This is a genomic window from Streptomyces sp. NBC_01723 (genome assembly GCF_036246005.1).
GTDB lineage: Bacteria > Actinomycetota > Actinomycetes > Streptomycetales > Streptomycetaceae > Streptomyces.
In genome coordinates this window covers 8,264,292-8,278,540 of the sequence record NZ_CP109171.1, presented here as the reverse complement: position 1 = coordinate 8,278,540, position 14,249 = coordinate 8,264,292, and the positions used below count along the sequence as shown (strand labels likewise).

General features: G+C 72.1%; 16 protein-coding genes. 2 read left to right on the top strand and 14 right to left on the bottom strand.

The features are described from left to right. Positions 1–3 precede the first annotated feature (3 nt). The 10 genes from OIE75_RS38495 to OIE75_RS38450 all read right to left on the bottom strand — a co-directional run bounded on the left by OIE75_RS38495 (position 4) and on the right by OIE75_RS38450 (position 9,541). Positions 4–1,437 (bottom strand): WGR domain-containing protein, encoded by a 1,434-nt coding sequence (locus tag OIE75_RS38495; RefSeq protein ID WP_329473687.1) that lies wholly within the window; start codon positions 1,435–1,437, stop codon positions 4–6. Positions 1,438–1,544: 107 nt separating this feature from the next. Beyond that, positions 1,545–2,705, bottom strand: a complete 1,161-nt coding sequence (locus OIE75_RS38490) for an oxygenase MpaB family protein (protein ID WP_329473686.1) — start codon at positions 2,703–2,705, stop codon at positions 1,545–1,547. Positions 2,706–2,718: 13 nt separating this feature from the next. Continuing rightward, complete coding sequence (locus OIE75_RS38485) at positions 2,719–3,777, bottom strand: polyprenyl synthetase family protein (protein WP_329473685.1); 1,059 nt, start codon at positions 3,775–3,777, stop codon at positions 2,719–2,721. After that, on the bottom strand, positions 3,770–4,054 hold the full coding sequence (locus OIE75_RS38480; RefSeq protein WP_125491081.1) for a polyprenyl synthetase: 285 nt from the start codon (positions 4,052–4,054) through the stop codon (positions 3,770–3,772). Before OIE75_RS38480 ends, OIE75_RS38485 begins: the two co-directional genes overlap by 8 nt. A 127-nt stretch (positions 4,055–4,181) precedes the next feature. Next, positions 4,182–5,255 carry a polyprenyl synthetase family protein gene (locus OIE75_RS38475; RefSeq protein ID WP_329473684.1) on the bottom strand — a complete coding sequence of 358 codons (1,074 nt, stop codon included), beginning with the start codon at positions 5,253–5,255 and terminating at the stop codon, positions 4,182–4,184. 168 nt (positions 5,256–5,423) lie between these two features. Then, entirely contained in the window at positions 5,424–5,546 is a 123-nt protein-coding gene (gene ykgO, locus OIE75_RS38470; RefSeq protein WP_114533933.1) for a type B 50S ribosomal protein L36, read from the bottom strand. Between the two features lie 31 nt (positions 5,547–5,577). Next, a complete protein-coding gene (gene rpmG / locus OIE75_RS38465) occupies positions 5,578–5,742 on the bottom strand; it encodes a 50S ribosomal protein L33 (RefSeq protein ID WP_307016961.1) in 165 nt (54 codons plus the stop codon). A 123-nt stretch (positions 5,743–5,865) separates the two neighbouring features. Further along, the gene (locus OIE75_RS38460; RefSeq protein ID WP_329473683.1) at positions 5,866–7,194 is read right to left on the bottom strand and encodes a M20/M25/M40 family metallo-hydrolase; all 1,329 of its coding nucleotides are present in this window, start codon (positions 7,192–7,194) and stop codon (positions 5,866–5,868) included. Continuing rightward, positions 7,191–8,585 (bottom strand): cytosine permease, encoded by a 1,395-nt coding sequence (locus OIE75_RS38455; RefSeq protein WP_329473682.1) that lies wholly within the window; start codon positions 8,583–8,585, stop codon positions 7,191–7,193. The genes OIE75_RS38460 and OIE75_RS38455 overlap by 4 nt, the downstream gene beginning before the upstream one ends. Before the next feature lie 2 nt (positions 8,586–8,587). Then, positions 8,588–9,541: a DUF1177 domain-containing protein gene (locus OIE75_RS38450; RefSeq protein WP_329473681.1), complete on the bottom strand. Its 954-nt coding sequence runs from the start codon at positions 9,539–9,541 to the stop codon at positions 8,588–8,590. A 126-nt stretch (positions 9,542–9,667) separates the two neighbouring features. On the opposite strand from OIE75_RS38450, the gene OIE75_RS38445 reads away from it, so the two are divergent. Then, the gene (locus OIE75_RS38445) at positions 9,668–10,501 is read left to right on the top strand and encodes an IclR family transcriptional regulator (RefSeq protein WP_329473680.1); all 834 of its coding nucleotides are present in this window, start codon (positions 9,668–9,670) and stop codon (positions 10,499–10,501) included. 40 nt (positions 10,502–10,541) lie between these two features. Next, positions 10,542–11,267, top strand: a complete 726-nt coding sequence (gene pepE / locus OIE75_RS38440) for a dipeptidase PepE (protein ID WP_329473679.1) — start codon at positions 10,542–10,544, stop codon at positions 11,265–11,267. A 33-nt stretch (positions 11,268–11,300) separates the two neighbouring features. Here pepE and OIE75_RS38435 read toward each other — a convergent pair whose 3' ends face one another. From OIE75_RS38435 to OIE75_RS38420, 4 genes are read right to left on the bottom strand one after another with little or no spacing between them, the layout of a single operon-like run. Next, positions 11,301–12,176 carry a phosphogluconate dehydrogenase C-terminal domain-containing protein gene (locus OIE75_RS38435; RefSeq protein ID WP_307016956.1) on the bottom strand — a complete coding sequence of 292 codons (876 nt, stop codon included), beginning with the start codon at positions 12,174–12,176 and terminating at the stop codon, positions 11,301–11,303. Then, a complete protein-coding gene (locus OIE75_RS38430) occupies positions 12,176–12,976 on the bottom strand; it encodes a sugar phosphate isomerase/epimerase family protein (RefSeq protein WP_329473678.1) in 801 nt (266 codons plus the stop codon). The genes OIE75_RS38435 and OIE75_RS38430 overlap by 1 nt, the downstream gene beginning before the upstream one ends. After that, complete coding sequence (locus OIE75_RS38425) at positions 12,976–13,761, bottom strand: triose-phosphate isomerase (protein WP_329473677.1); 786 nt, start codon at positions 13,759–13,761, stop codon at positions 12,976–12,978. Before OIE75_RS38425 ends, OIE75_RS38430 begins: the two co-directional genes overlap by 1 nt. Beyond that, entirely contained in the window at positions 13,761–14,243 is a 483-nt protein-coding gene (locus OIE75_RS38420) for a ribose-5-phosphate isomerase (RefSeq protein ID WP_122619189.1), read from the bottom strand. Before OIE75_RS38420 ends, OIE75_RS38425 begins: the two co-directional genes overlap by 1 nt. Between the last annotated feature and the right edge of the window lie 6 nt (positions 14,244–14,249).

Sequence of the window (14,249 nt, the reverse complement as noted above, 5' to 3'; positions counted from 1 at the left end):
CGGTCACTGCAGGCGCCTGATGTCCCCGCGCACCCGGTAGAAGCCACCCGAGGCGGCGTGCAGCGCGTCGACCACGTACCGCGCGCCGGGCTCCCGTATCGCCCTCGGGAACTGGACGTTCCAGGAACGGTCGTACCCCTCCGACACCACGTGGATGCGGGTCCGGCCGTTCTCCTGGACGCACTCCACGACGACGGAGCCCGCAGGCGCCACGGCGACGGTCGTGACGGCGCCGGCCGCGGTGGCGGGCGCGTACGTCGGCAGGGTGGCGGCGAGCTTGACGTCGCGGGCGACGGGCACCGAGCCCCGCTCCGCCGCCCTCACCGCGGTCTCGCTCGCGTCCACGCAGGCCAGGGAGCCGTCCGTGGTGACCAGGAACAGCCGCTCGTCGCGGTACTGCATCGAGAGCGCGGAGCCGCCGCCGGTGCCCAGCTTCCACAGCCGCGTGCCGTCCCGGTCGAAGCAGTAGACCGAGGAGGCGGAGTCGCCCGCGAACACGTACCGGCCGCCGGGCGAGGTGGCGCAGGAGTAGACCGGGCTGTCGCAGCGGTAGGTCGCCTCGATGGTGCCGGTCGCCTTCGACAGCCGCTGGACCGTGTGACGCGCCGTGCCCGCGTACACGGCGTCGTCCTCCTGCCAGCCGAAGAGCACGGCCCCCTGGGTGGGCGTGTGCCACAACTCGGTGCCGCCGTCCGGGGCGTGGGCCGTCACACCGCGCGTGTGCCCGTGGTAGACGGCCCGGTCGTCGGCGCGCACCATCCAGGCGTGCTCACCGCGCCCGCCGCGCGCCCACTGGTGCTCGTCCTCGTGGTCGATGACGGTGAGGCGCCCGGCGCGGTCCGCGACGTTCAGCACGCCCTCGTGGATGTCGAGCCAGAAGATGTCGACGTCGGCGGCGATGTCGTAGGCGGCGAACGGGAGTTTGGACGACAGGTCGTACACCCGGCCGTCGTCGCAGCCGGCGTAGATCCAGAAGTCGTCGGCGACCAGGCACTTGACGCCGTCCGGCAGCTGGTAGTGGGCGAGGACCTCGCCGCCGTGCGCCAGGGTGTAGACGTCGCCCGACTGGTTGCCCACCCAGCAGCGCTCCTCGTCGATGTGGATGCCGAACGCGGCGGAGCCGGTGCGGAAGCGCCACAGGACCGGGGCGACCGCGCGGGCCGTGGAGGGCGCGGAGGCCACCTGCCGGCGGGTGACGGCGCGAGGCGCGCGCTGCCCCTGGACGGCCGGGGCGTACCCCTTGCGGACCTTCTCGCCTATCTTCTTCGCGGCGGCGGCCGCGGCCTTCTGAGCGGTGGGGAAGGTCGACGTCTGGGTCTGTCCGGCGGCGCCGATCCTGCCGTAGCGCACCGACACGACCTGTCCCTGGACGGTGACTTCGTAGAACTTGTGCGCGCTCCCGTCGTCCTGTGACAGCTCCAGGTACGTCTTCGACATGTCAGACCTCTCCCCGCCCGGTCCCGCGGCGTGTTCCGCGGGTCCCACTGCCTGAACCGTAGGAGATCCCACTGACAATCGGTCCGTCGACCGCGTGGCCCGGCCGTTCAGGAGACGGTCGTGGGCGGCGGGGCCCAGCGCCTGGTGCGGGCGGCGGCCCCGCAGACGCCGTACTCCTCTTTCAGATGTTCGGGGATGGCGTAGTGCATCACGCGTCCACGCGTCAGGGAGGACAGCTCCAGGACGGTGGTGAGATGGCCGAGCCGGTCCAGGGCCCACGAGCCGAGCGGTGAACGGTCCTCGATCGTCTCCAGGACGCCGAGGAGGTGCGGGGCGGCGCGCACCAGGGTGTCCCAGGCGGTGCTCGGTACGCCCAGCCAGTCGGCGCAGGTGTCACCTACGAGGTGGCGGATCAGCGCGGAGACGACCGGGTCGAAGAGGGTGCCCGGGACGACTTCCTCGTACAGGTCGATCAGCTGCCTCGTCAGGTGGACGCCCTCCTCGGAGGGGCCCATGTGGCGCAGCATGTACAGGTCGAGGAAACGGCGTGCCTCGTCGAGCGTGGCCGGGACCGCCGACTGGTCGACGCCGAGGATCGCGCCGACGACGCGCCAGGCGTAGAAGTAGGCCTCCGCTCCTTCGACGGACATGTGGATGCCGAGTCGGTGGAGGCTGTCCAGGACGAGCAGGGAGAAGAACATCTGCCCGCCGATCATGTCCTCCTGGCAGATCGGCACGCCGAGGGCCTTGGTGTCCCAGCGGTCCTCCCGCTTCAGGTGGTGACGGATGGCGGCGTGCAGCAGGCGTACCTTCTGGGCGGCCGGGATGAAGCGTCCGCCGGCCTCGAAGGCGTCCGGCTGCATGAGGTAGACGGTGAACTGGCCGGTCTCGGCCATGCGTTTGGAGGGGTAGTCCAGCCCGTGGGTGGCCGACAGCAGCCGGGCGACGTGGGGGACGACGTAGCAGGCGGGCATGGACGCGAACGACAGCGCGGTGGAGATGTGCACGTTGTTGTCGAGGAAGAAGGCGCGGGCTCGTTCCATCTCCTCCCAGTCGACCCAGTCGGGCGGCGTGCCGGTCGTCCGCAGGTACTCCCGGGCCACGCCGGGAAGGCCGTCCGGCAGTTGCTGACCGGTGGTGGAGACGTAGCGCATCAGCGAGTTGAACTTGCCGACTTCGCCGCGCTCGAACAGCGTGGCGACGACCGCGTCGGCCAGTTCGTCACCGCTGTGGCGCAGGGCGTCCATCGACGTCTCGGTACAGGTCATCGCGGGCTCCTCGTCAGTGCGTGCGGTCGGTGGCATGGAGGGCGAGTTCGCGCAGTGCCCGGCGGGCGTGCGGCGGTGTCCCTCCGGCGTCCAGGGCACGGGTGGCGCGCTCCACACGCGCGGCGATCATCCGCTCGATCCGTTGTGGCGCCTTCAGCTCGAGCATGAGACGGCGCACGTCGCGCAGATGGGTTCCGTCCAGGTCGTCGCGGCCCAGCAGGCCGCGCAGCCAGCCCCGTTGAGAGTCGTCGGCCGCCTTCCACGTCTCGGCCAGCAGAGCGGTCGGCCGGTGGCCGCGCACGTCGTCCAGGCCCGACTTCCCGGTGCGTTCCCGGTCCCCGAACAGGCCGAGCAGGTCGTCACGGAGCTGGAAGGCCTCCCCGAGCGGCAGGCCGTAGTTGCGGAAGGTGTCCCGCAACGCGGGGGCGGCACCGCCGAGCAGGCCACCGATGAGCAGGGGGTGTTCGACGGTGTACTTGGCGGTCTTGTACCGGACGACCTTCAAGGAGGTGTCGGTGTCCGGTCGTCCACCGGTGTGCAGGATCTCCAGGCACTCACCGGCGATGAGTTCCCGGGCGAGGGCGGCCCACAGGTCCCGGGCCCGCGCCAGATAGGCGGCCGGCAGACCACTCGTGGTGAACAACCGGCCCGCGAGGGCCATCAGGTGGTCGCCCACCAGCATGGCCAGGGACCGCGCGGCCGTGTGGGCCTCGTGGCGGCCGCCCCGGACGAGCACGGCTTCCAGGGCGACGTGGGCGGTGGGCAGGCCGTGGCGCAGGCGACTGTCGTCGATGAGGTCGTCGTGCACGATCGCGGCAGCGTGCACCAGCTCCATGGAGGCCGCCGCTCTGACCAGCGCGTCGCTTTCGGGCTGTCCGGTTGCCCGCCAGCCCCAGTAGCAGAAGGCCGCCCGCAGTCGTTTGCCGTGCCCGGCCGACGTCCGCAGCTGCTCGGCCACGGGCGCGAGAGCGTCGTCGACCGCCACGAGCAGGCGCCCCTCCTCGTCCAGGAAGTTCCGCAGGACGCCGTCGACGCGGGTTCTGAAGGCGTCCGGGTCCCAGCGCTCAGACATCGCCGCCGTCGGCCGTCCGCCGGGCCTTCACGTGCTGGGCCAGAACCTCCAGGTGGGCGGGGGGCACTCTCGTGTACCGGTCCAGGGCCAGTCTGCCCCGGGCCCGGAGGTCCCCTTCCACGTCGCGCACCAGGTCGGCGGTGTCCGAACGGCCGAGGAGCCCACGGAGCCCGCCCACCGCCGAGCCGACCGTGCTCACCGCCAGGTCGGCCAGGCCGGCGACCAGCAGCACGGCCCGTTCGTCCCTGCCCGAGCCCCGTCGTGTCGCGTCCGTCATGCTTCTCCCCACCGGTCACGTCATCGGCACGGATGCACCTGGTCGGCGGAGCATCCGGTCCGAGCATGGCCGGGCATACGGGGCGGAAGATCCTGAATACCCCTTTGAGTGACGTGGGGAACTGGTGTCAGGCGGCCCGCTCCACGCTCCACCCGGGCAGCCGCTCGAAGAACGCCACCGCGTCCTCGCGCCACCGCGGCCGCCAGCCCCGCGCCACCAGGCGGGCCTGCTCGGCGTACTGCGCCATCTCGGCGCGCATGCGGTCGGCGACCCCCCGACGCTCGCCGATCGCACGGATCTCGGCGACGGTCGCCGGCGTGCAGCCGGGGTCGCCCAGGGCCTCCCGCACGAAGTCCCGCTCGGGGCCGCTCACGGCGGACAGGAGCCGGACGACGGCGTAGGTGTGCCTGCCCTCGCGAAGGTCGGTACCGGTCGGCTTGCCCATCGTGTCCGCGTCGCCGAACAGGTCGAGGTAGTCGTCGCGCATCTGTCCGCAGATGCCGACCAGGCGCGAGTAGCGCCGCAACTCGCCCTCGTGGGCCGTCGGTTCCTCGCCCGCGGCGAGGAGCCCGAGGGTCATGGGGGCGAGGATCGAGTACCGGGCCGACTTGCGGTCGGCGACGTCGTGCAGCACCTCGTCGTCCGGGACCGTGTCGGTGAAGTCGCGTTCGAGGTCGGCGATCTGGCCCACGAAGGTGTCGGCCGCGGCCCGCGTCTGCACCTCGACCATGGCCTGGCGCACCTCGGCGGGCAGCCCGGCGTCCAGCAGCGCTCGCAGCGAGAGGGCGAGCGCGAGGTCGCCGGCGAGCACGGTGAGGGCGAGCGCCGCCCGCGGCTGCCCGGGGAACCTCTCCCGGTAGGCGTAGTACGTCGTCGGGCCGCCCCTGCGGGTCGCGCTGTCGTCGATCAGGTCGTCGTGGACGAGGCCGTGGGTCTGGAGCAGCTCCACGCTCAGGGCGGCGGCGTCCAGCCCCTCGACGGGCCCGTCGGTGACCAGCCGGGCGGCCTCGTGCAGCAGCACGACCCGCATCCGCTTGCCGCCGCGCAGGGACAGCTCACGCAGCAACTGCACGCACTCAGGGGTGAAGCGGCTGAAGGACGGCGCGTCCAGCGTCCGGGCGAGGTCGTCGAAGTACTCCGTGAAGAGCCTGTCGAACCGGCGCCCGTGGCGGGCGAGGCGGGCCGGCGGCTGCTCGGTCATGACGAAGTCCTCCTGAGGGCGGGCGAGTGACGCGCTCAGCAGTGTGTCAGCCGACGCTCGCGGCTCCGCCTGGCGGGCTGCCGTCCGGCACGGGCGACCGGTCCGCACCGTGAGCGCAAGGGGGCCCGGCCCCGCGATCGCGGGGCCGGGCCGGGGACACGGGGCCGCTCAGCCCTGCCGGGCCTTGAAGCGCGGGTCCTTCTTGTTGATCACGTAGGTCACGCCCCGGCGGCGCACCACCTGCGCGCCGGGCCTGGCCTTGAGGGAGCGGAGGGAATTGCGCACCTTCATGGGTTCCTCCTCGTTCCGTGCCGGGGCGGGGTCAGCGGTCCTCGCGGAACGCCACGTGCGCCCCCGCGACCGGGTCGTACTTGCGCAGCACGAGGCGGTCGGGGTCGTTGAGCCGGTTCTTGCGCGTCACGTAGGTGACGCCGGTGCCCGCCGTCGACTTCAGCCTGACGACCGGGCGTGCGGTACTGCGTGCCATGGGTGCTCCTTCCGACCGAGCCCGCGGTGTCCGTTCCTGTTCTGACCCGCGCATGTCAGTCGGACCTCAACACCGTCCCCCGCCGGTACATTCCCGCGGTCGAGGGGGCCTGATGGGCGGGGATCAGCAGTCCTGCCACAACCGCGTCATCACCCGCACCCCGAACCGCAGCCCCTCCAGCGGCACCCGCTCGTCCACGCCGTGGAAGAGGCGGCCGTAGTCGAGGTCGTGGGGCAGCTTCAGGCCCTTGAAGCCGAAGCAGCGGATGTCCAGCTTGGTAAAGGCCTTCGCGTCGGTGCCGCCCGGGTTGCAGTACGGCACCGGGTGGCCGTCGGGGTCCTCGGCGCGCACCGCGGCGCACATGGCGTCGACGAGGGGGCCGTCGAAGGACGTCTCCATCGCGATGTCGTGGTTGACCCACTGGCGGGACACCGAGGGCAGGAGCAGGGCGTCGATCGCGTCGACCAGTTCCTGTTCGTGGCCCGGCAGGAAGCGGCCGTCCACGCGGGCCGTGGCCCGGCCGGGGATGACGTTGGTCTGGTACCCGGCCGTGAACATGGTGGGGTTGGCCGAGTTGCGGAGCACGACCTGCACGAAGTCGGCCACGTGACCGAGCTTGGCCAGTTCGGCGTCCAGGTCCTCGGCGTCGAGGTCGAGGTCGATGCCCTGGAGGCGTGCGGCCTCGGCGAGCAGGGCGCGTACCGGCTCGATCAGCCGGACGGGGAAGGTGTGCCGGCCGATGCGGGTCAGGGACTCGGCGAGGTCGGTGACGGCGTTCTCGTCGTTCGGGGAGGAGCCGTGGCCGGCTCGGCCGCTGGCCGTCAGTTCCATCCAGGCCATGCCGCGCTGGGCGTTCTCGATCGGGTAGAGGCGCCGGGTGTCGTCCAGGGCGTAGCTGAAGCCGCCGCCCTCGCCGATCGCCTCGGTCACGCCGGCGAACAGGTCGGGCCGGTGCTCGACCAGCCAGTGGGCACCGAACCTGCCGCCCGCCTCCTCGTCGGCGAGGAAGGCGAGGACGATCTCGCGGGCGGGCCGGGTGCCGGTGCGGGCGAAGTGCCGGGCGGTGGCCAGCATGACGGCCACGGTGTCCTTCATGTCGATGGCGCCCCGGCCCCACAGGTAGCCGTCGCGGATCTCCCCGGAGAACGGCGGCACCCGCCATTCGGCCGGGTCGGCGGGTACGACGTCCAGGTGGCCGTGGACCAGCAGGGCGCCGCGTGCCGGGTCGGCGCCCGGGATGCGGGCGACGACGTTGGCGCGGCCGGGGGCGCTCTCCACCAGTTCGGAGGCGATGCCGGCCTCGGCGAGGAGTTCGACGACCCGGTCGGCGCAGGCGCGCTCGTCGCTGGTGGGGTTGGAGGTGTCGAAGCGGATCAGTTCCGCGCACAGCTCGACGACTTCCCGCTGCGCCTCCTCGGAGGCCGGGACGAGGGCGGGGGCGGTGGTGCTCACGGTGCTCCTACGGGGGCCGTGCCGGAGGCGGCCGGGGTGGGTTCGGTGGCGTCGTCGAGGGCGGTGGTGCCGTACGTCCTGATCCAGCCGGCCAGTCCGAGGGCGCAGTAGAGGACGAACGCGGTCAGCAGCGAGTTCAGGGCGGGGATGCCGCCGTCGTAGAACTTGCCGACACAGAAGGCGACCGCCCAGATGACCAGGGACATCGGCACCCAGGTCGGTGAGGTGGCGGGCAGGGTCCCGGCCTCGCGGGTGGCGTCCAGGGGCGCCCGCATGCGGCGCACGACCCAGTACTCGGCGACGATGATGCCGCCCACCGGCGGGATGGCGACGCCCAGCACGGACAGGAAGTCGGTGAAGTGGGTCATCATGCCGACGGCGGACAGCAGGGTGCCGGCGATGCCGAGGGCGATGGTGACCGCGCCCCGGTGCAGACGCCTGTTGAAGACGACCTGGAAGAAGTTGACGACGCCGAGGGAGGAGCCGTACAGGTTCCAGTCGTTGATCTTCGCGGTGGACATCAGGACGACGAGCACGCCGAAGACGCCGGAGGTGGAGAGCACGATCTGGGAGACCTGGCCGCTGCCGACCATGTGGCCGAGCAGGACGCCGGTCAGGCCGACGATGTACTCGGAGAGGATCATCGACGACGCGCTCTGCAGGAAGACGTGGCTGCCCTTGCGGTTGTAGCGGGTCATCTCCGGGGAGACGATCGCGCCGGTCATGAAGCCGCCCGCGATGGCGGTCGCCGCGACGGCGAGCGGGATGGTCTCGCCGGGCGCCGGCGAGTTGATCAGCTCGGAGAGCGAGTGGTCGCTCAGCGCGTCGGTCACCGACCAGGCGACCATCGCGAAGAACAGCGGGGTGACGATCTTCGCGAAGACGGCCATGTACTTGAAGCCGAAGATCACCAGGACGGTGATGCCGACCCCGGCCGCCACGCACCACAGCCACGAGGGGCCGCCGACCAGCGCGGAGACGCTGTCACCGAAGATCGTGTTCTGGACGCCGAACCAGCCGACCAGGCTGACCGAGATGACCAGACTGACCAGGGCCGAGCCGTTGCGGCCGAAGCCGGCCCAGCGGGTGAGCAGCGGGGTGGCCAGGCCCTCGCGCATGCCGGCCAGGCCGATCGCGAAGATGACGACCTCCAGGATCACCGCGCCGAGGGTGAAGGCGAGGAAGGCGTCCCCGAAGGTCATGCCGACGCCGATGGTGGCGCCGAGGGTGAACTGGGAGATGGAGCCGGACTGGGCGAGCCACTGGAGCAGCATCGTCCAGAAGCCGAGCCGCTTGTCGCGCGGGACGCGGGACAGGGCGTAGTCGTCGCTGCCGACGGCGCGGGTGGCGCCCGCCTCGGGCGCGGTGCCGGTGTTCTTGTGCGCGGCCATGATCACGACTCCCCGGGTTCGCGGCCGAGGGTCTGCAGCCGGGTCAGTGAGCCGTAACGGGACACGAGCGCGTCGAACTCCTGGTCGTCGTGGAAGTCGATCCGTCCGCCGCCGTAGGACTTCGCGGTCTCGACGGCGAACCGGGCCGCCGCCGCGATGTCCGTCTCGTGGCTGGCGCCCGTCTGACAGCCCGGCACGGCCGCCGCGGAGGTGATCGCGAGGCCGACGACCGGAGCGGCCGTCGCCGTGGCCGGCTGAAGAATCGAATTGATGTGGTGTACACCGTTACCGTACGGGGTGATGTCCTGGGTGGTCACCGGGTACGTGACCAACGGCTCACCGGTCACCACGGCCAGCAGCTCCCCGAGCTGCTCGCTGACCTTGAGCACCCAGCCCTCCTTGACGGTGGGCGACAGGGCGAGGCCCTTGTGGTTGATGATCCGGTTGCCCTTGGTGGTGTCGACGGAGAGCACGGCCTCCATCTCGCCGGTGACCTCGTGCCGGTTCATGGTCGCGATGTCGACGGGCGAGTCCATGAAGGGCACCGGGTCGTGCGGTGCCGTCGGGGCGTTCGGGCAGATGTGCGTGGCGATGATCACGTCACCGTCGAGCACGTCGCCGCGGCGGCGCATGTCGAGGAGCTTGGCGGCGGTGGCGAGCGCGGCGACCGCGCCGTCGGCGTCGGAGACCAGGCCGGTCGTCTCCGGGCGGGCCCCGATACCGCCGAGCCGCCCCACCACGCCCAGGGTGCGCGCCTGGCCGCCGCGGGTGCGGCCGTCCCGGCCGGGGATCCGCACGAGCACGAAGTCCGTCGAGCCGCGCTCGCCGGTGACGGTGGTGACCTCGGCACCGGAGCCCTCGGGCCCCGCCACGGAGTCGAGGTGGGCGGCGACGCGCTTGCCGTCGGCGTCGGGATCGTCCAGCAGATCCACGAGGTCCAGGACGTACTTCAACATGGGCAGTTCTCCTGATCCGCACCGGGAGCGGTGCTGACAGCAGGTTCGGGATCGACTAACGTTCTCCGCAACTGTTTCCCGTTATCTGCAATACGCGTCTGAATGGCGAGATGGAGAGGAGTCACCGTGGCCGACCCGCCGGTACAGCCCGCGGACCGGAAGACCCCGGCCGGGGCGCTTCAGACCGTCGACCGTGCCCTGCTGGTGCTGCTGGCCTTCGAGCGCACCCGGCCGGACTGGGGCGTCACCGAGATCGCCGCCGAGTTCGGCTGGGACACCTCGGTCGCCCAGCGCCTGCTGTCCACGCTCGCGGGCCGCGGCTTCCTGGTCTCCGACCCGGCGACCCGCCGCTACCGCATCGGTCCGACCGCCCTGCGCCTGGGCCGTCTCTGGGAGCGCTCGGGCTCCCTGGAGCTGCTCGCCGAGCCCGTCCTCCAGGAGCTGCGGGCGGCGACCGGCGACACGGTGCTCTTCTGCCTGCCCGACAACTTCCACATGCGCTGCGTCGCGGCCGTCGAGGGCGAGGAGGGGCCGCTGCGCTACTACCCGCTGGTCGGCGAGCTGTACCCGGCGCACGCCGGGGCCACCAGCAAGTCGTTCTACGCCTTCCTGCCCGACGACCAGCGCCACCGCCTGTTCCGCGGACGCCCCATGGCCCGCTTCACCGAGCGCACCGTCACCGACGCCGACCAGCTGGAACGCGAGTTCCGCCAGGTCCGCGCGCAGGGCTACGCCTGGACGGTCGGCGAGTACGACGCCGGCATCGGCACCGTCGCCCTGCCCGTGTTCCTCGGCGCGGAGCCCTACGGCAGCCTCAGTCTCGGCGCCGCCAAGGAGCGCTTTCCCGAGGGCCCCGAGGACCGTCTGGAGGTGCTGCGCCGGGCCGCCCGGCTGCTGGAGCAGCGCCTGACGCATCCGCCCCAGCACCACCGGCGCCCGCGCTCACCGCGCACCGCCTGACCCGCACCACCGATCCACCCCCGTCGACGAGGACCACCCCGTGAATCTCCTGCTCCTGTCCAACTCCACCCAGCACGGCCGCGGTTACCTGGAACACGCCATGGACACCGTGACCGGCTTCCTGCCCGCGGGCGGGCGACTGGTCTTCGTGCCGTACGCCCTCGCCGACCACGACGCCTACACCGCGCAGGTGCGAGGCGCGCTCGCCGGGGCGGGGATCGACGTGCGGGGCGTGCACGAGGGCGGCGACCCGCTCGCGAGGCTCGGCGAGGCGGACGCCGTGTTCGTCGGCGGCGGCAACTCGTTCCGGCTGCTCTCCGCGCTGTACCGCACGGGGCTGCGGGAGGCGCTGACCAAGGCCGTCGGCGCGGGACTGCCGTACATGGGTGCCAGCGCCGGCACGAACATGGCAGCGCCGTCGCTGCGCACCACCAACGACATGCCGATCGTCGAGCCGCCCTCCTTCGAGGCGCTCGGCCTGGTCCCGTTCCAGATCAACCCGCACTACCTCGACCCGGACCCGGCGTCCACGCACAAGGGCGAGACCCGCGAGGAACGGCTGACGGAGTTCCTGGAGGAGAACGACGTGCCGGTCCTCGGCCTGCGGGAGGGCTCCTGGCTGCGCGTCGACGGCGGGCGCGCGACCCTCGGCGGCGCGCGCGACGCCCGTCTCTTCCGCCGCGCCACCGCTGCCCGCGAGATCGAGGTGGGCGCCGACCTCTCCGAACTGCTCGACATCACCCCGGCGTTCGACTCGGGGGCGTAGACGGGCGCGCCCGCGCACGTCCCGGCGGAAACGCTAGCGGCGGATCTCCTTGATCTTCAGCATGCGGGTGATGACCTTGTCCAGCTCCTCGTCGTCGAAGACCTTCTTCCAGTCCTCGCGGACGATGGACTCACGGCCGTAGTCCATGGCGATCAGGCAGGCGTCCGAGAAGGGGTTGGAACCCTTCAGCGTGTTCGCCAGCGCGACCTGGGTGTGGCCGAGCAGCATCGCGCGGGCGGCCTTCTCCGGGACTCCGACCGTGTGGACGGTCTCGTGCAGCGCCTCGGTCAGCAGGGCGCCGACCATGCAGGCGATGGTCTCCACGAGGGTCGGCTCCAGCACGGCGAGCTGCTTGACGGTGACCCAGTGGACGTCGACGACCGGGGCGTACATGACCCGGATGACGGCGTCGGCGAGCTCCTGCTTGGTCTCGTCCCCGCCCTCGTAGGCGGCGACGACCTCCTGGGGCGCGGCGATGCCGCCGAAGGTGTCCTGCCACTCCTCCTTGGTGGTCCGTTCCAGGAACACCGAGGGGTGGCAGGGGTGTGCACAGGCGTAGTGGACGTCCTCGCGGACGTGCAGCAGGCCGGCGTAGGCGGCGGCCGGGTCGAGGGTGAGGACGACGGTGCCGGGCTTCATCAGCGGCACGAGTTCCTCGGAGACCTTGCCGAGAACCACGTCGGGCACGGCGAGGATGACGACGTCGGCCTCGGCGACGGCGTCGGCCGACTCGGTCAGTTCGCGGCCGAGGCCGCGGATCAGCTCCTGGCCCGCCGGCGACGCCTCGCTGAAGAGCACCCGGAATTCGCTCTCGACCAGGTTGTCGGAGACGCGCCGGCCCATCTTGCCGGCGGCCCCGATGACGGCGACGGTCGTGACGTCGGGCCGGGTGTGGATCTCGGTGGGCATTACTCGCTCCTCAGGAGGGTGTTGATGCTGTGCTGCGTCCACTGGTGTTCGAGCCGGGCGGTGGCGTCGTAACCGCCGTCCTGCCACGGGAGCCAGTGCTCCACGATCTGGTTGATGCCACGCTCCCCGGGGCGTACGGCGGCGACCATGCCGGCGTGGTCCAGGAGGCCCTCGCCGAGCGGGCAGCCGGCGTAGGTGAAGCCGACCCAGCCGTCGCGGCGGGTGAAGGCGAAGTCCTTGACGTGGATGTTGACCACGTACGGCGCGGTGGCGGCCACGACGTCGGCGGGGCGTTCCAGCCGGGCGACGCTGTTGCCCGGGTCCAGGACGATGCCGAGACGCGGGCTGTCGACGGCGCGTACGACGCTCACCAGATCGTCGGTGGCGACCTGCTCGTAGGTCTCCAGGCCGAGGGTCACGCCCGCGTCGGCGTAGCGGGGCACCGCCTCCTTCAGCAGGGCGACCGCCTCGGCGGTGTCCGGCCGGTGGTCGGCGGTGTTCAGCATGGAGCGGACCAGGGTGACCCCCAGTTCGCCCGCCATGTCGAGGTACGTGAGCAGGTGGCCGGGGCGGATGCCGCGGGTGCCGAGTTCCAGGGTGAGGCCGAGGTCGTCGGCGGTGGCGCGGAGGTCGGCGAGCCGCGCGCGGTCGTAGGTCTCGACGGGCGCGTAGTCGCAGATCTGGAAGACCCGGCCGCCGAGTTCCGCGGTGTCGCGCAGCATCGCGGGCAGGGTCATCGGCTCGGGGGCGAGGGCGGAGTGACGCCAGAAGTACGCGTAGGTGCTGATCCCGTACGCCATCACGCCACCGCCGCCGGGGCCGGGGCCGGGGAGCGGATCTCGTCGAGGACGGCCTCCACGTTCGCCGGGTCGTGGGCGAAGCGGCCCAGGAACAGGCCCTCGGCCGTGCCGGCCAGCCGGGTCAGCAGTCCCGGGCCCGCGCTGCCGCCGTAGATGACGGTGGAACCGGCGTGCCGCGGACGGCGGTCGAGCCAGTCGCGCAGGGCGGTGCAGACGGTCGCGATGTGCTCGGCGGAGGCGGGTTCGGGGGCGCCGATGGCCCACTGGGGTTCGTAGGCGAGGACGACCGCGCCGTCCAGGCCGTGCAGCAGGCGTTCCGCCTCGGCGACCGTGCGGGCCGCCGCGTCGGCCGGGCCGGCCTCGTCGCGTTCGCCGACGCACAGGACGGGCGTGAGGCCGTTGCGCAGGGCGGCGGCGGTCTTGGCGGCGACGACCGTGTCGCCCTCGCCGTAGAGGCGGCGGCGTTCGGCGTGGCCGACCTCGGCGTAGCGGCAGCCGATCTCCCTGAGGACGGGGCCGCCGACCTCGCCGGTGTAGGGGCCGCTGTCCTCGGTCGCGATGTCCTGGGCGCCGAGGGCGACGCCGTAGGGGGCGAGGATGCCGGTGGCGGGCACGAGGGCCGGGAAGGCGGGGAGCACGAAGAGGCGGGCGGCGCCGGAGGTGACGGCGGGGTGCCGCTCGGCGAGAGCGGCGATCCGGCGGGCCCAGTTCAGCGTCTGGTGGTGGCCGAAGTACATCTTCAGGCTCACCCCCAGCAGTACGGGGGACGGCGCGGGGGCGGGCATCAGGCGGCCGCCCCGTCGCCCGAGGCGGTCTCGTAGTCGCACATCAGCTGGACCTTGGCGGCCGACGCCGAGCTCTCGTCGAAGCGGTAGGTGAGCCATTCGGCGGCCAGGCGGCGGGCGAGTTCGAGGCCGACGACGCGCTGCCCGAAGGTCAGGATCTGCGCGTTGTTGGAGAGGACCGCCCGCTCGACGGAGAAGGAGTCGTGGGCGGTGACGGCGCGGATGCCCCTGACCTTGTTGGCGGCGATGGCGACGCCGAGCCCGGTGCCGCACACCAGCAGGGCGCGGTCGGCGTCGCCGCGGGCGACCATCTCGGCGGCGGCGATGGCGACCTTGGGGTAGGCGGTGTGGCCGTCGGCGTCGACACCCACGTCCGTGACGGCGGCGACCAGGCCGCTGCTCTCCAGGTCCTGCTTGAGGGCTTCCTTGTACTGGTAACCGGCGTCGTCGGACCCGACGACGATGCGGAGCTTGTCGGTCATCTCGGC

What these genes read in the sequence shown, in the direction of transcription:
- OIE75_RS38480 (WP_125491081.1), bottom strand. Translation starts at nt 4,054, where the DNA reads ATGACGGACGCGACACGACGGGGCTCGGGCAGGGACGAACGGGCCGTG.
- OIE75_RS38450 (WP_329473681.1), bottom strand. Translation starts at nt 9,541, where the DNA reads ATGTTGAAGTACGTCCTGGACCTCGTGGATCTGCTGGACGATCCCGAC.
- OIE75_RS38430 (WP_329473678.1), bottom strand. Translation starts at nt 12,976, where the DNA reads ATGGCGTACGGGATCAGCACCTACGCGTACTTCTGGCGTCACTCCGCC.
- OIE75_RS38495 (WP_329473687.1), bottom strand. Translation starts at nt 1,437, where the DNA reads ATGTCGAAGACGTACCTGGAGCTGTCACAGGACGACGGGAGCGCGCAC.
- OIE75_RS38425 (WP_329473677.1), bottom strand. Translation starts at nt 13,761, where the DNA reads ATGCCCGCCCCCGCGCCGTCCCCCGTACTGCTGGGGGTGAGCCTGAAG.
- rpmG (WP_307016961.1), bottom strand. Translation starts at nt 5,742, where the DNA reads ATGGCACGCAGTACCGCACGCCCGGTCGTCAGGCTGAAGTCGACGGCG.
- ykgO (WP_114533933.1), bottom strand. Translation starts at nt 5,546, where the DNA reads ATGAAGGTGCGCAATTCCCTCCGCTCCCTCAAGGCCAGGCCCGGCGCG.
- OIE75_RS38455 (WP_329473682.1), bottom strand. Translation starts at nt 8,585, where the DNA reads ATGGCCGCGCACAAGAACACCGGCACCGCGCCCGAGGCGGGCGCCACC.
- OIE75_RS38485 (WP_329473685.1), bottom strand. Translation starts at nt 3,777, where the DNA reads ATGTCTGAGCGCTGGGACCCGGACGCCTTCAGAACCCGCGTCGACGGC.
- OIE75_RS38420 (WP_122619189.1), bottom strand. Translation starts at nt 14,243, where the DNA reads ATGACCGACAAGCTCCGCATCGTCGTCGGGTCCGACGACGCCGGTTAC.
- OIE75_RS38435 (WP_307016956.1), bottom strand. Translation starts at nt 12,176, where the DNA reads ATGCCCACCGAGATCCACACCCGGCCCGACGTCACGACCGTCGCCGTC.
- OIE75_RS38475 (WP_329473684.1), bottom strand. Translation starts at nt 5,255, where the DNA reads ATGACCGAGCAGCCGCCGGCCCGCCTCGCCCGCCACGGGCGCCGGTTC.
- OIE75_RS38490 (WP_329473686.1), bottom strand. Translation starts at nt 2,705, where the DNA reads ATGACCTGTACCGAGACGTCGATGGACGCCCTGCGCCACAGCGGTGAC.